The sequence below is a fragment of the Pantoea rwandensis genome (assembly GCF_002095475.1).
Lineage (GTDB): Bacteria > Pseudomonadota > Gammaproteobacteria > Enterobacterales > Enterobacteriaceae > Pantoea > Pantoea rwandensis.
Window position 1 is genome coordinate 39,665 of record NZ_MLFR01000034.1, and the last position, 15,750, is coordinate 55,414.

13 protein-coding genes are annotated in these 15,750 nt (G+C 54.0%); 4 read left to right on the forward strand and 9 right to left on the reverse strand.

All coding sequences use genetic code 11. The features are described from left to right. Positions 1–10: 10 nt before the first annotated feature. The 3 genes from HA51_RS23265 to dgt form a co-directional block, all read right to left on the reverse strand. On the reverse strand, positions 11–1,168 hold the full coding sequence (locus HA51_RS23265; RefSeq protein WP_084937377.1) for a CdaR family transcriptional regulator: 1,158 nt from the start codon (positions 1,166–1,168) through the stop codon (positions 11–13). 232 nt (positions 1,169–1,400) lie between these two features. Beyond that, positions 1,401–2,825 carry a serine endoprotease DegP gene (gene degP / locus HA51_RS23270; RefSeq protein WP_084937380.1) on the reverse strand — a complete coding sequence of 475 codons (1,425 nt, stop codon included), beginning with the start codon at positions 2,823–2,825 and terminating at the stop codon, positions 1,401–1,403. 153 nt (positions 2,826–2,978) lie between these two features. Beyond that, positions 2,979–4,469, reverse strand: coding sequence for a dGTPase (dgt, locus tag HA51_RS23275; protein WP_084937382.1), 1,491 nt, complete (start codon positions 4,467–4,469; stop codon positions 2,979–2,981). Between the two features lie 99 nt (positions 4,470–4,568). Between dgt and mtnN the strand changes: the two genes are divergently transcribed. The 3 genes from mtnN to HA51_RS23290 all read left to right on the forward strand — a co-directional run bounded on the left by mtnN (position 4,569) and on the right by HA51_RS23290 (position 6,428). Next, entirely contained in the window at positions 4,569–5,267 is a 699-nt protein-coding gene (gene mtnN / locus HA51_RS23280; protein WP_084937385.1) for a 5'-methylthioadenosine/S-adenosylhomocysteine nucleosidase, read from the forward strand. Continuing rightward, on the forward strand, positions 5,260–6,063 hold the full coding sequence (btuF, locus tag HA51_RS23285; RefSeq protein ID WP_084937388.1) for a vitamin B12 ABC transporter substrate-binding protein BtuF: 804 nt from the start codon (positions 5,260–5,262) through the stop codon (positions 6,061–6,063). The genes mtnN and btuF overlap by 8 nt, the downstream gene beginning before the upstream one ends. 113 nt (positions 6,064–6,176) lie before the next feature. Continuing rightward, positions 6,177–6,428, forward strand: coding sequence for a hypothetical protein (locus HA51_RS23290; RefSeq protein WP_084937390.1), 252 nt, complete (start codon positions 6,177–6,179; stop codon positions 6,426–6,428). A gap of 34 nt (positions 6,429–6,462) precedes the next feature. Here the strand turns inward: HA51_RS23290 and erpA are convergent, their stop codons facing one another. Then, positions 6,463–6,810 carry an iron-sulfur cluster insertion protein ErpA gene (gene erpA / locus HA51_RS23295; RefSeq protein ID WP_084937393.1) on the reverse strand — a complete coding sequence of 116 codons (348 nt, stop codon included), beginning with the start codon at positions 6,808–6,810 and terminating at the stop codon, positions 6,463–6,465. A gap of 221 nt (positions 6,811–7,031) precedes the next feature. On the opposite strand from erpA, the gene hemL reads away from it, so the two are divergent. Further along, positions 7,032–8,312, forward strand: a complete 1,281-nt coding sequence (hemL, locus tag HA51_RS23300; protein ID WP_084937395.1) for a glutamate-1-semialdehyde 2,1-aminomutase — start codon at positions 7,032–7,034, stop codon at positions 8,310–8,312. Between the two features lie 239 nt (positions 8,313–8,551). Here the strand turns inward: hemL and fhuB are convergent, their stop codons facing one another. The 5 genes from fhuB to HA51_RS23325 form a co-directional block, all read right to left on the reverse strand. After that, a complete protein-coding gene (fhuB, locus tag HA51_RS23305) occupies positions 8,552–10,528 on the reverse strand; it encodes a Fe(3+)-hydroxamate ABC transporter permease FhuB (protein ID WP_084937398.1) in 1,977 nt (658 codons plus the stop codon). After that, the gene (gene fhuD / locus HA51_RS23310; RefSeq protein ID WP_084937401.1) at positions 10,528–11,406 is read right to left on the reverse strand and encodes a Fe(3+)-hydroxamate ABC transporter substrate-binding protein FhuD; all 879 of its coding nucleotides are present in this window, start codon (positions 11,404–11,406) and stop codon (positions 10,528–10,530) included. Before fhuD ends, fhuB begins: the two co-directional genes overlap by 1 nt. Positions 11,407–11,415: 9 nt before the next feature. Continuing rightward, positions 11,416–12,210 carry a Fe3+-hydroxamate ABC transporter ATP-binding protein FhuC gene (gene fhuC / locus HA51_RS23315; protein WP_084937404.1) on the reverse strand — a complete coding sequence of 265 codons (795 nt, stop codon included), beginning with the start codon at positions 12,208–12,210 and terminating at the stop codon, positions 11,416–11,418. 50 nt (positions 12,211–12,260) lie between these two features. Next, on the reverse strand, positions 12,261–14,474 hold the full coding sequence (gene fhuA / locus HA51_RS23320; protein WP_084937406.1) for a ferrichrome porin FhuA: 2,214 nt from the start codon (positions 14,472–14,474) through the stop codon (positions 12,261–12,263). 212 nt (positions 14,475–14,686) lie between these two features. Beyond that, positions 14,687–15,750: penicillin-binding transpeptidase domain-containing protein (locus HA51_RS23325; protein ID WP_281253476.1), on the reverse strand; the 1,064-nt coding region annotated here is incomplete at its 5' end.

Sequence of the window (15,750 nt, forward strand, 5' to 3'; positions counted from 1 at the left end):
ATCGCAACGATTAACTCTGCTCATCCAGCTGCAACGCCACATACAGTAGCAGACGATCGTCAAAGTTACCCAGATCTAAGCCGGTGAGTTCAGAGATGCGATTGAGGCGATACTCTAGGGTATTACGATGTATAAACAGCGCACGCGCCGTGGCGCTGGGCTGCACGTTATGGCTGAACCACGCCACCAGCGTACGACGAAGTAAGCCATTGTTATCGTTGGATTTCAATTTCGCCAGCGGACGTGCCAGCTCATTAGCCTGCCAGCCACCACGAAGGCTATCCAGTAAGACTGGCAACACCAGGTCCTGGTAGAAAAAGCTACGCTGTTCCGGCACCCGCTGTTTTCCCACCATCATGGTCGTGCGGGCGGTACGGTAAGAACGCGCAATGCTGCCCGGACCGGTAAAGAAATTGCCGAGGGCGATACGCATCCGCACCTGGCCGCTCTCTTTCATTCGGTGTAGCAGTTGATCAACGCGACGGCGGTGATCATCCTGATCATAACGTCCGTGTGCATTGAGAGCCGGTTTCAACACCACCATTTCGGTGAGCGACACAATCGCAATCAGGTTGTCACGTTCGGGCGTGGTGAGCAGCGTTTGTAACTGCTGCAGCTCTGACATGGCACTGTCTACACCTAACTGACCGCTGTCGACTTCCACCACCGCCACCACACGCGGTTGATTGAGATCGATACCTAACCGCTGTGCCCATTCACTTAATGCAGGCGAAAGCGTATCGCTGCGGATCAGGTTAAGCACCAACTCCTCACGCAGGCGGCTATCCTGCGCCAACATGTGCAGTAGACGCGCCTGTTCCAGCATCATTTCCGCCGTCATGCACACCAGTTCACCATAGTGACGCAGTGCAGTCGGTTGCCCGGTTAAGCCAATCACTCCAACGATTTCACCATCGATTCTCAGCGGTAGGTTGATGCCCGGGCGCACACCATGCAGATGCTTCGCGACAGCTTCATCAATGTCTACCACCCTTCCCTGTGAGAGCACCAGCAGCGCACCTTCGTGCAATTCGCCAATACGCTCTCGGTCGCCACTGCCAATAATACGGCCGCGCGCATCCATCACGTTGACATTACTATCAATAATTTGCATGGTGCGGGCAACGATATCCTGAGCCAGTCGCGCATCGAGATGATAGGTGGCCATCAATCACTCCAGAGATAGGGAACAACTGACAGAATACGCATCACAGATACGCCTGGCATTGTGCAACTGCACATAGCCGGATAGAGATTACGGGAATTGAGGCAGACGTCACATTGCAGCACGGACATTTGCACAAATTGAAACAAAGCAAGTTGGTGCTGATGCTAGCGATTGGACATGTAGACAAAAAAAGGCGAGCCAATACGCTCGCCTCTGTTCACTTGCCTGAACCTTACTGCATTAACAGATAAAGGCTGCTGTCGCCGCGCTGCACGTTGAGTGCCAACACTGACGGTTTGGTATCAAGGATTTTGCGCAGCTCGCCTAAGTTAGCAATCGCCTGCTGGTTAACGCCCATAATCACGTCACCTTTCTTCAGACCAATACGCGCTGCCGCACTACCCGCCTTCACATTATCGACTCGGACACCTTTCTGGCCATTGCTGTCAACGTTGCTGAGGTCGGCACCTTCGATGCCCGTGTAAATCGTCGCGGACTGGACCTTTTCCTGTGAGCTTTGCTGAAGTTCAACGCTCACACTCACCGGTTTGCCATCACGCAGTAAGCCAAGCTGCAGCTTGGTACCCACCGGCAATGAGCCGACTTCCGCACGCAGCGCAGCAAAGCTGGTCAGCGCTTTACCATTCATCGACACCACGACATCACCGGCCTTCACGCCCGCTTTCGCTGCGGCTGAATTAGGCAATACCTGACTGACGAAAGCACCACGCTGTGCATCAACTTTCATCGCTTTTGCCAGCTCAGGATTCAACTCGGTACCCATGATACCCAGCTCACCGCGTTTCACCTGGCCGTACTCGATCATCTGCGCGGTCAGGTTTTTCACCATCGCGCTTGGAATCGCAAAGCCAATACCAATGTTGCCGCCGTCCGGTGCCAGAATCGCGGTGTTAATCCCGATCAGCTCACCATTGAGGTTCACCAATGCACCACCAGAGTTACCCCGGTTGATCGCCGCATCGGTCTGGATGAAGTTTTCATAATTCTCGACATTCAAGCCACTACGACCCAGCGCCGAGACAATGCCCGACGTCACCGTTTCGCCCAGTCCGTACGGGTTACCGATCGCCACGGTATAATCACCAACGCGTAAATCGTCAGAATCGGCGATTTTGATAGCAGTCAGATTCTTCGCATCTTTCAGCTGAATCAATGCAATATCAGACTGTGGATCTTTGCCAATCACTTTGGCGTCGTAACGACGTCCATCGCTCAGTTGCACCTGAATTTTAGTGGCGTTTTCCACAACGTGGTTATTGGTCACCACGTAGCCTTTATCAGCATTGATCACGACGCCTGAACCCAGCGCACGGAATTTTTGCTGCTGGGTGTTGGCTCCGCCATCACCGCCCTGACCACCCTCACCACCGCTTTGGCACATTGGTGAGCTTTGGAATGGCGATCCATCCTGGCAGAATGGCGAGTTATCACCAAAGAATTGCTGGAATTGCTGCGACATACGCGGGGTTTTTACTGTGGTGCTGCCTTCAACGCTGATACTCACCACGGAAGGCATCACTTTCTCCAGCATCGGCGCCAGGCTTGGCAACTGTTGGCTCGAGGAGGAAGCAGTTTCCGCCGCGAAACTAACAGGGCTTAATGCCATGCCCAGACTAAGCGCCAGCGCACTTAACATTAATGTGCTTTTTTCATTTGTCCGTGTCTCTCTAGAATTTACGGCCAGACCATTGCTGTGGTCGTGATGATGAGATTAAGTTTTTAGCGCGAAGTTCCTAATAAAGTTTTAGGTAAAGGTAAAAATTTATTCTTCACCTTTACAAAACTGCGCTTATTCCACCGCCATTAAACGGCGATACTCATCCCACGCATAATTGTCTGTCATGCCGCTGATATAGTCCTGGATCAATCGCGAGCGATAATAACGCTCCCACAACAAACGTTGATATTTGTGCTCGACGATCAAAGCACGCATCTGCTGCTGATAGGCTTTGCGATGTTTACCGGACAGCTTGTGGAATAGTCGGGTTTCAATCGGATGTTTCGCCAGAAAATCGTCGTTCGTCAGCGAGGTGAATTGTTCATAATCCAACAGCATCAGGGACTGATATATTTCCAGCAGCCCTTTAATCACGCGATATCCCTGCAATTCCAACTGTTCAACTTCCGGGTGATTAAACACCTGCTGACGCGCCACGGTTTTAAAGAGATTTAATAACCGCCCTTCATCGCCGTCATCTTCGAGCAAGGCGTGATTAAAATCGCCCTCAAAAATAGCAGGAAGATTATCAACAAAACGACGGACTGCATGACTTACCAGCACATTCTGGACGTTAACCCGTAATGACATGAAAAATTGGTCGCTAATACTGCGGCGTTTTTTCTGATTAGCCTCTTTCCATGCCTCACCAATAGTGCGACTAAAGGCATCACCATTGTTTACCGTACCCCAGACTTTTAACAGATATTTATAGAGGGTTTCGACATCAAAGATATCTTTCTCGACGGCATCATCCAAGTCGGCAATACAGTATGAGATATCATCAGCGGCTTCCATTATCCAGGTCAACGGATAACGATGATGTTCTTTAATATTGGTTGCCGCACGTAAGTCAGCGACATATTCACGCTCAGACAAATAAAAGCCCGGCTTTTTCATTAACACGCTAAATTCAGCCGGTTTATCACCCTGCCACCAGGCCGGTGCAGTATATTTCAAAATACAGGCGACTTGCGCATAACTCAGGTTGAGCTGCAGCAGCGTATGCACTAAACGGATCGCCTGCGCATTGCCTTCGAAGTGGCACAAATCCTGACGAATCATTGCATTTAACTGGTCAAAATCTGCACGCTGAGCATCGTCAGCCACCCCTGCCACTAACGGATCTACCAGCTCTGCTGGCAGATTATCGTCGAACCAGTCATTAATGGCCGCCTCACCAAAGTGGCCAAACGGTGGATTGCCGACATCGTGCAGCAGGCAAGCCATTTCAATCAAACTTTCGAACGCGCCCTCAAACTCATCCAGCCCATACTGGGCCAGCCCGCCTTGTGTTTTGAGCGTTTGCAGAATCTCTTTCGTGATATATCGCCCGGTCTGCTGTACTTCCAACGAGTGCGTCAGGCGTGAACGTACGGCGGCATTGCGCTCCAGTGGGAATACCTGGGTTTTCTGTTGCAGACGACGAATGGCGGCAGAATTAATAATACGCCCACGATCGCTCTCGAAGTGGCGCGTAATAAAGTATTCACCTTCGGGATCTTTGCGGCTGGTATAAGGGCGGGTAAAACTGATCTTCTTCCTGAAATTAATCGCTGCCATCATTCCCCCTTATTTTTTTGGTGAATTCATCCTCTGTTAGCCATGGTAGACTATGCCTCACTTTTGAGGTTTACATCCATAACTACAGCGAGATTCTTTATGAAAGCAGGCATTATTGGCGCGATGGAGCAGGAAGTCACTCTGCTGCGTGACAAAATTGAAAACCGTCAGACACTGACGCTGGCCGGCTGCGAAATTTACACCGGTACCTTAAACGGTGTTGAGGTTGCTCTGCTGAAATCAGGTATCGGCAAAACCGCTGCAGCATTGGGTACCACCCTGCTGCTCGAGCTGTGCAAGCCAGACGTGATTATTAACACCGGTTCAGCAGGCGGTTTAGCCCCTACTCTGAAAGTGGGTGACATTGTGGTGTCTGATGAAGTGCGCTATCACGATGCCGACGTCACCGCGTTCGGATACGAGCCGGGTCAAATGGCGGGTTGCCCAGCGGCCTTTGCAGCGGATGAAAAACTGATTGCCGCTGCCGAGCAAGTGATTAAACAGCTGGATCTCAACGCTGTGCGCGGATTGGTCGTGAGTGGCGATGCCTTCATCAACGGCGCCGAGCCGCTGGCACGCATCCGTAGCACCTTCCCGCAGGCCATTGCAGTAGAGATGGAAGCGACCGCGATCGGTCATGTATGCCATCAGTTCAAGGTGCCGTTTGTTGTGGTGCGCGCCATTTCTGATGTGGCTGACAAAGAGTCGCATTTAAGTTTTGACGAGTTCCTGTCTGTCGCTGCTAAGCAATCGTCTCTGATGGTTGAAAACCTGCTGGCACAGCTGGCGCGTGGCTAAATATCTGCTGCTTGGGCTATTGCTGATCGGCAATAGCCTGTTTGCCGCGGCACCTCGCGTCATTACGCTCGCCCCCCATCTGACTGAACTGGCCTTCGCTGCGGGCATCACACCGGTTGCTGTGAGTGCTTATTCGGATTATCCCGCGCAAGCCAAAACCCTTGAACAAGTGGCTAACTGGCAAGGTATTAAGGTGGAACGTATCCTGCTGCTCAAGCCGGATGTCGTGTTGGCATGGCGCGGTGGCAATCCACAGCGTCAAATCGAACAACTGCAACGTTTAGGGATTAAAGTTGAGTGGATCGACCCACAAACCCTCGATCAAATGATTGATGCCTTAGCCGCGCTACAGCATTGGAGCCCTCAGCCACAACAGGCTGTCACGGCTGCGCAGGCACTCAGGGCGCAGGAAGAAAACCTACGTAAACGCTATCAGCAGCAAACGCCGACTCCTCTGTTTTTACAGTTTGGACAGCAGCCGTTGTTTACCGCTGCGCGTAATACGCTGCAAAACGAGGTGATCACGCTGTGCGGGGGTAAAAACATCTTCGCCGACAGCAGCGTGAGCTGGCCGCAGGTGAGCCGTGAACAAGTGCTGGCACGCCATCCGCAGGCGATCGTGATCGGTGGCGACCAACATCAAGCCGCGAATATTGCCGCCTTCTGGCAGCCACAACTGGCCGTGCCGGTGATCGCGATAAATGATGATTGGCTGAGCCGCCCTGGCCCGCGCATGCTGTTAGCGGCGAAACAGCTGTGCGAAGATTTACATCCGGCGAAAAATAACACCAAGTAAGACTAAAGATTCGACAAAAATTGTCGAAAATCAAAATACAAGGCACGGCGGCCACGTAAGCTCTGTGCCCTTTTTGCGCAAAGCGCAATTTTTGACTTCACCAGGAATCATACATGACCAGAGCTCTGCTGCTGGCCATAGGCCTTGCGATGGCTGCGCCAATTGGTGCGGCCACCTCAACCGGCTCTATTGCCGTTACGCTGACATTGTTCTCCCGATGCGATATCTCACGCCAGAACGGAAAAAACCTGCCATTGATTGATTGTGGGCGTCACTTTAGTGCACAGCCTCGAGTCACTGAAAGCGTGTTGAAAAGCGATGCAAATCGTCGTGAGACGTCACGTTTAGTGACTATCGAGTGGTAAATTTCTGACCGCCAGGACGGCGGTCAGAGAGAAATCAGATGCTGAAAGAAGAACCGCAACCGCAAGTGGTTTTGGCATTCGGGTTAGTGACAATAAAGCGTGAACCCTCCAGGCCTTCGGTGTAATCCACTGATCCACCGACCAGATATTGCAGGCTCATCGGATCCACGACCAGCGCCACGCCCTGCTTCTCAATGGTCATGTCGCCGTCATTCATTTGATCATCAAAAGTAAAACCGTACTGGAAACCGCTGCAACCGCCGCCGGTAATGTACACGCGCAGTTTCAGCTCTGGATTTTCTTCATCCGCAATCAGGTTTTGTACTTTTTTTGCTGCTGCATCAGTGAATTGCAAAGGCAGCGCTGCTACGTCGTCACTCATCTTATACTCCGGGTAAACGTCCAGGTCAGAAAACAACCTTAATTTCACTATTATCTGCCAGCCGCCCAGTGCAATCAAGTACCGTGCTTGACACTGTGTGCCACCAAGGGTGCGCTAAAGTATAGCTTTACTGTGGCTTTAGCACCCGATCGCCTTTCACCCTAAGCCGTTCTTCCTTAGAATGGCGCCAGAATTTTTTCCAGAACAGCAGGAGCCGATCAATGAGTAAGTCAGAAAACCTGTATGCCGAAGCGCAACGCCTGATCCCTGGCGGTGTGAACTCCCCGGTACGTGCTTTTACCGGTGTGGGCGGCGTGCCGCTGTTCATCGAACGCGCCGACGGTGCTTATCTGTATGACGCCGATGGCAAAGCCTATATCGACTATGTCGGTTCATGGGGCCCGATGGTGCTTGGCCACAATAATGCCAATATCCGCAATGCAGTGATTGAAGCGGCGGCGCACGGCCTGAGCTTCGGCGCGCCGACTGAAATGGAAGTCAAAATGGCCGAGCTGGTGTGTGAGCTGGTGCCAAGCATGGATATGGTGCGCATGGTTAACTCGGGCACCGAAGCCACCATGAGCGCCATTCGTTTGGCGCGTGGCTTTACCCACCGCGATAAGATCATCAAATTTGAAGGCTGCTACCACGGCCACGCAGATTGCCTGCTGGTGAAAGCCGGTTCCGGCGCGCTGACCTTAGGCCAGCCCAACTCGCCAGGCGTACCCGCTGACTTTGCAAAACACACGCTGACCTGTAACTACAACGACTTAGCCTCAGTACGTGCCGCGTTCGAGCAGTACCCGGCAGATATCGCCTGCATCATCGTAGAACCGGTGGCGGGAAACATGAACTGCATCCCGCCGCAGCCCGATTTCCTGCCAGGCCTGCGTGCGCTTTGTGATGAGTTTGGCGCACTGCTGATTATCGATGAGGTCATGACCGGTTTCCGTGTCGCACTGGGCGGTGCTCAGGCCTATTACGATGTGACGCCAGATCTAACCTGTCTCGGCAAAATCATCGGTGGCGGTATGCCCGTAGGTGCCTTTGGTGGACGCCGTGACGTGATGGAAGCGCTGGCGCCAACGGGTCCGGTTTACCAGGCAGGGACACTCTCCGGTAACCCGATTGCCATGGCTGCGGGTTTTGCCTGCCTGACACAGATTGCACAACCCGGCACGCACAGCACCTTAACGGAGCTCACGACGCAGTTGTTAGAAGGCTTACTGGCGGCAGCGAAAGCAGAAAATATTCCGCTGGTGATCAACCACGTTGGCGGCATGTTCGGCATCTTCTTTACCGATGCAGCAAGCGTGACCTGCTATGCCGACGTAACGAAATGCGATGTTGAGCGCTTTAAGCGTTTCTTCCATCTGATGCTGGAAGAAGGCGTTTACCTCGCGCCATCGGCCTTTGAAGCGGGCTTTATGTCATTGGCCCACAGCCAGGAAGACATTCAGCGCACCGTTGATGCCGCGCGCCGCAGCTTCGCGAAGCTATAAATCAATTAGCGGTCACCATTAATGGCGTCCACTTAAGCACCAATCAGTGCGCATGAATGCGCCCCCTACGAAAGCCGCACCGAACAATGTAGGGTCGCCATTGATGGCGACTGAAACGCACTGAAGTGAACAGCATTATTCCATTAATGGCGACTCTAAATTGAAAGACACACAACGTTCCCGTATACACCTGGATAAGCATGTGCCCCCACAGATACTCCTTTCCGTAGGTTGCACATTTAGGCCCGACGCAACAGCCAGATAAAGTACGGCGCGCCAATAAAGGTCGCCATCAACCCCGCCGGGATTTGATCCGGGAACGCCAGCATCCTGCCGTACCAGTCAGCAAACAACATCAAGCCTCCCCCTAACAACCCCGCCATCAGTAACTGAGGTAACGCACGACGGAATCCCAGCATACGTACGATATGCGGAGCCATCAGCCCTACGAAACTGAGTGGACCAATGGTTAAGGTCGCGGTAGCCGTTAATGCCGCCGCCAGTAATAGCAGGCTCAAGCGCGAACCGGTCAATGCCATACCTGCCGAACGTGCCGTCGCACTACCCAGCGGTAGCAGCGTCAGCCAGCGGCTTGCCAGCGGTGCCAGTGCAATTAAAATAATGCCCACCCCCGCACTCTGCACTGCCTGCTGCATACTGATGTTGTAAGTCGATCCTGAAATCCAGGTCAGTAACCCGCCCATACGCGGATCGCCACTCGCCATCAGCACCATCAACAAGGTGACAAAAGCACTGTTGAGGGCCATGCCCGCCAGTAACATACGTTCTGGCGAGAAACCACCGCGACTGGCCACCAACATAATCACCAACAGCGTCAGTGCAGCTCCTAAGGCACCGACAGGCAATAACCACGCCACTGCATCACCCGGCACAAAGAACATCATTACCACCGCGCCACAGGCGGCACCGGAGCTAATGCCTAACACTTCTGGGCTCGCCATCGGATTGCCCGTCAGACGTTGGATCAGCGCCCCTGCCACGCCCAGCATCATGCCCACCACCAGTGCGGCCAGCACACGGGGTGCGCGCCACGGCAACAGTTGATGCCACATCTCGCCGCTAACCCACGTCCAGCTATGCGCATCGCGACCAAACGCCAAACCGATAACGCAAAACAGCGCCAGAATCGCCAACCCAGACACACACCAGAACACCACTTTTTGCCGTTCTGCTGGCACTTTATCGCCCAGATTCATCGCGGGCGGTACCGATCCAGTACGCAGACGCGGCAGCAACCATAATAGAATGGGCACACCAATCAGTGCGGTCGCCGTGCCCGTTGAGACTTCACGCCAGTGGCTGGTTAGCCACAGCACACACTGATCGGCCAGCCACAGCTGCAACGCACCAATCAGCGGCGCCAGTAGCATACGGCTCAACAAGCGACGACCACCGAGCATTTTCGCCAGCAAGGGGGCGAACAGGCCGATAAAGCCAATAATCCCTGCCACATTGACCAGTTGCGCGCTGAGTAGGATAGCCAACGCCAGCGCGGCGATACGTGCCGTTGAGAGTGCCAGGCCAAGATTCTTCGCCACGCCATCATCCAGCCCCATCAGGGTTAATGGGCGTAACAGCGCCAGCGCCACCGCAAATGCCAACAACAGGCGCGGCCACAGCATCGCCACATTGTGCCCATCCATCTGATTCAGCGCGCCAGTGCTCCACAGGAACATGTTGAGCAGTTGATCGTGATTGAAAATGGCAAAGATTTGATTCAATGAACCAGCATACAAACTGAGTACCAGGCCAGCCAGGATGAGCGTCACTGGCGAGAGGCGCTTACCCCAGGCCACACCAAATACCAGCACGCCGACCAGCACTGCGCCTCCCATCGCCGCAAATTGCTGAGTCAGTTCACCACCCGGCAGTTGCCATAATGTGGCGACCGTAATACCAAGTTGCGCACCCGATGAAACACCCAGCGTGGTCGGTTCAGCCAGCGGATTACGCAGTACCTGCTGGAATAACAAACCGGCTAAGCCGAGGCCTGCGCCCACCAGCAGCGCCAGTGCCAAGCGTGATAACAGGCTGTGATGAAACACCACTTGTTGGATGCTGTTGATATCTGGCGCCAATATCGCCTGCGACCACTGTGCAGTAGGCAGGGCCTCACGCAAGTTGATGAACGTTAAAATCAGTGCCAGGAGAAAAAGCGTGCTTAACAGCATCACAGGGAAAAGACGATGGCGCATCAATGCGACTCCAGCGCGTGTTCAAGCACGCGAACAAATTTCAGCGCCGCATAGGTCGCGCCGTAATACCACACGGCAGGCACGCGCTTAAAGCGGCCCGCCCGGATGAACGGCAGAGCCTGCCACAGCGCCGTGCTCATCACCTGCTGCATGTCACGGTCGTTGTCATGGTCGAAGCAAATCACCTGGACATCGCCCACGCTGGCTAAACGTTCCAGCCCAATCACCGCGCTACCCCAGAAGTTGGTTTCCCCCTGCCAGGCGTTGGTCAGGCCAAGGATTTCCATCACTTCCAGGAACAAGCTATTGGCACCGAAGGTAATGGCGTGACGACTGTCCATCAGCGACATCAGCAGCACCGGGCGACCAGCCCAAGGCTTAAGACGCTCACGCGCCGCTGCCAATTGCTCATCAAGGTACTGCAGATGCTGCATGGCCTGCACCTCACGTCCAAGCCGTGCGCCCAGCATGTGCAGCGACTTTCGTGCCGTGCTTAAGGGTTTTCCATCGCCGCTATTAAGATCAAATCCCATGGTCGGCGCGATACGTTCTAGCTTATCCAGCGCAGGTCCGTAACCGTTGGAATGCAGTATCAAGGAGGGTTCAAGCTGCGTCATCAGCTCCAGATTGGGTTCAGTACGTAAGCCGAGATCGATGGTATTGGCAGGTAGCCGCGGCTCGCCTACCCAGACGTTATAGTTGCGTAAGTCAGCCACGCCCAGTGGCGCGACACCGAGCGCCATCAGTAACTCCACCGGCAACCACTCCAGCGCCAGAATGCGCTCTGCATTGGGTAGGGCCGCGCGCAGGGGGGCAACATTCATCAGTGGCGAAAGCGCCAGCGCCGTCAGTAAACGACGGCGGGAAATGTCGAACATGCCGAGGCCTCAGTAAACAAAACTGACGGGTGCACCGCCCTGTGGATGGGGCAGAATGCCCATCGGAATACCGTAGATATCGCCCAGGACATCGGCCTGCATAATCACCTCTGGCCCACCCTCGGCGATCATTTCACCGCCGCGCAATGCCACCAGTCGGTCGCAATAACGCGCCGCCATGTTGATGTCGTGCAGCACCGCAATCACCGTTAAGCCACGCTCACGGCTGAGGCGCTGAATCAAGGCGAGAACATCGACCTGATGTGCAATATCCAGTGCAGAAGTGGGTTCATCCAACAGCAGGCAGCGGCTGTTTTGCGCCACTAGCATGGCTAACCATGCGCGCTGGCGTTCGCCGCCCGACAGGCTGTCCACCAGACGCCCGGCGAAAGGTTTCAAACCCACCAGCGTAATCGCCTCTTCTACACGGTCGCGATCTTCCTGGCCATAGCGCCCTAACGCCCCGTGCCAAGGATAACGCCCAATCGCGACCAGCTCGCGCACCGTCATTCCCTCTGCGGCAGGCAACTGCTGAGGCAAATAGGCAACCTGGCGCGCAAAATCTTTGCTCCCCCAGTTGTCGACCGCATCGTTATTGAGCAGCACCCGGCCTTCACTTGCCGCATGGTGGCGACCCAGCATCTTCAGCAGCGTGGATTTACCCGAACCATTGTGACCAATCAACGCCGTGACTTTACCTGGCGCGAAGGTGAGCGAGAGTGGCTGCAACAGCGTGCGCCCCGGTACATGAAAGCTGACGTTGTCCAACGTGAAGGTGGTTTCTTCATGGTGCGGATGCTGCATGGTAATCCCTGGTTAAAGGGCGCCGAAGCGCCCGTATTGATCAGATATTTTTAGAAGCGGAAGGTCGCCGTGCCCACGATTTGGCGCTCAGCACCCCAGTAGCAGGCATAGTCGCGATAGCAACTGGCAACGTATTCACGATCGAACAGGTTGTTGATGTTCACACCAACAGTTGAGCCAGGCAGACCGAAACGCGCGAGGTCATATTTGATCGCTGCGTCAACGGTGGTGTAACCCGCTACGTCGAAGTTCTGGTTTGAGTTACTGCCATTCTGCTCAGTCTCCGCATATAGCCCTTTGCTCTCACCGACGTAACGCACACCTGCTCCCAATGTCACGCCCGACAGTGCGGTTTCATGGAAGGTGTAATCTCCCCACAGCGATGCCATATGCTTCGGCACCTGCACCGGCGTTTTGCCTTTCAGAACCGTGTCTTCCGTATATTCTGCGTCGGTATAGGTGTACGCCGCTGTCATGTTGATGTTGGCGTTAAGTGCCGCTTTGGCTTCCAACTCAACACCGCGTGAACGGATTTCCCCGCTCTGCACGCTGAAGTTAATATTGTTCGGATCTGGCGTCAGGTTCTTGGTTTTGGTCAGTTGATAGATCGCACCGGTAATCACAATTGGGCGGTCTTTCGGTACGTATTTCACCCCAGCTTCATACTGCTTCGCACGTGAAGGGTCGAAAGTTTCACCGCTGGATGTTGTACCCGCGGTTGGGATAAACGATTCGCTGTAGCTGAAGTACGGCGCAATACCGTTATCAAAGACGTAGTTCAAACCGCCACGCCAGGTGAAGGCCTGGTCATGGTTTTTCTCTTCCGTGTTGCCATTGCGATTCAATGCTGAAGTCATCGCATAATCGTAACGGCCACCTAAGGTCAGAACCCAACGGTTCCACTCCATCTGATCTTGTGTGTACAGGCCGGTTTGCTCTTGACGATTCAGATATTGGTAAGGGAATGCAGCACCGTCTAGCGCATCGTTCCCGTACTGAGGATTGGTCGCACTAATTGGGAATGCTGAGCCAAACGCCGCATCAATATCATTACGTGTGCGCTGATAATCCACGCCCATCAGCAAAGTATGATCCACCGCGCCAGTGCCAAATTTAGCCTGTGCCTGCGTATCTACCGCGAATTGGTTTAACTTCTCATCAGACACTGCCGACCCACGAGTGATTTCGTTAGTCGTCGCATCAAAACCATTACCATAAATACTGCGATAATTGGTTCGCAAATCCGCATAGCGCAGATTCTGGCGCACTGTCCAGGTGTCGTTAAAGTTGTGCTCAAAGTTGTAGCCCACCATCTTGGTGTTGCGCGAGATCTTGTTGCTGTCTTCGCCTTCATCAAAATTGGTCGGTAATTTGTAGCTGCTGCCATCTGGACGGGTAATCCCCACAACGGTGCCCTGGCGCGGTAACCAGCCGTAATAACCGGTTTCCGGTTCGTTCTGGAAGTAGGTCAGCAAATCAAAGCGGGTATTCGCATCTGGACGCCAGCTGAACGAAGGGGCGATGGTGTAACGCTTCTCTTTGTTCATCTCCTGCTGTGCGTCAGCACTGCGTGCCAGACCGGTCAGGCGATAGCTATAGACGCCATCATCATCCAGTGAACCGCCAAAATCGAAGCCGGTTGAGAAGAGATTATCAGTGCCCATCTGGAACTGGACTTCACGCAGTGTTTCTTGGGTTGGGCGTTTGCTGACCAGCGCCACAACGCCGCCAGGATTGCTTTTGCCATACAACACGGAAACCGGACCGCGCAGCAGCTCAGCACGTTCCAGGAAATAAGGGTCGATGGCGAACTCAGAGTAGTTATCACCCTGCAGCTTCAGGCCATCAAGATATTGATTGGTATTGGTTTCGCTGAATCCGCGAATCGACAGCGCATCGATCACATCAGAGCTGCCACGGTTACCGGTCAGCACCCCAGGCGTGTAGTTAAAGGCGCCTTTAACACTGGTGACGGCTCGCATCGCCATCTCTTCCTGCGTCACCACCGAAACCGACTGTGGGTTTTTCTCAATCGGAGTATCCGTTTTGGTGCCGGTGGCACTCTGCTTGGCCGCAATCGTCGGTGCCGGCCCCCATGCGCTCTCCTGAGCGACGTTGCTACCGCCATTCGCGGTCACGACTACCGTATCTTCTGCCAGCGCCTGTGCGCTGAGCGTACCCAGTGTTAAAGAAATCAATATAGCAAGCGGACGACGGGAGGCCGCAGCACGCACCAAACAAGGATTAGAAATTCGCGTATTCATAAAAGGTTCTCTCGAAAAGAAAATTATGCAGGTGAATACAAACGAGAATGATTATTAGACGCACGAATTTTAGGCGAAGTTTGACAAGATCCGCAAGATGTAATGCCTGATAGCGGTGTGTTTACGACCAGATCGTGCAAGTCCATGATCGTGATTAACAAAGCACAGGCATGAAAAAGGGCGCCGAAGCGCCCTGTATTCTTTGCAGCTAACTACTTGCTGCCAAACATATCCTTGATCCAACCTGCTACCCCGTCAGCGTCCTTCTGCTCACCCTGTTGCTGCTGAGGTGACTGCTGCTGCGGTTGAGACTCTTGCTGCTGTTGGAGCTGCTGCTGTTGCTGGCACAGCGAGTTGGCATCCAGCGTCCACACCGGCAGTGAACGCCAGGTGCTGCTGCCAGAACCACACACAAAGTTACCGGCAGAATCGACGTTCATCTGGGTGATATCTTCAGGCGGCGTCAGCACCAACGGCATAGGCGCCTGATTATCAAGGTAGCGGCGGTAAAGCTGCATCGCACCACTGGCACCGTACAACTTGGTGGTCTGGTTGTTATCGCGCCCTACCCAAGTAATCGCCACTTCTTTGCCATCAACACCGGCAAACCAGCTGTCGATCAAATCATTGGTGGTACCCGTTTTGCCCGCCAGGTGTGCGTTAGGATAACGCGCGCCCAATGCACGAGCGGTACCGTGATCGGCTACCTGCTGCATGCTGTAAAGCGTCAGATACGCAGCCTGTGCAGGCTCAACACGCTGTGCTTGCGGGAAGCTCTGATACAGAACGGTGCCATCTTCCGCTATCACCGAACGTACCGCTGACAGGTCAGCACGATTACCACCGCTGGCAATCGACTGGAACGCCTGCGCCACTTCAACCGGAGTCAGGTTCAGCGCACCCAACAACATGGCTGGAACCGGGTTCAACTGATCTTTTGGCACACCTAATTTCGTCCAGGTATCGACCACGGAATTCAGCCCCAACGTCATGCCGAGATTTACCGTTGGCACGTTCATGGAGTTGGTCAGCGCATCTACCAGCATCACTTTGCCACTGAAACGCTTATCGTCATTCATCGGTTTCCAGATGGAGCCATTCGGCTGCTTCAGCGCAATCGGCTCATCGGCAATCCAACTGTTGAGGCGATAGCTGTTCGGCTGGCTCAACGCGGTGAGATAGGTTGCCGGTTTCGCCAGTGAGCCAATGGAACGACGTGCCTGCAGTGCACGGTTATAACCGGCAAACTGCGGATCGGCCCCACCCACCATCGCAC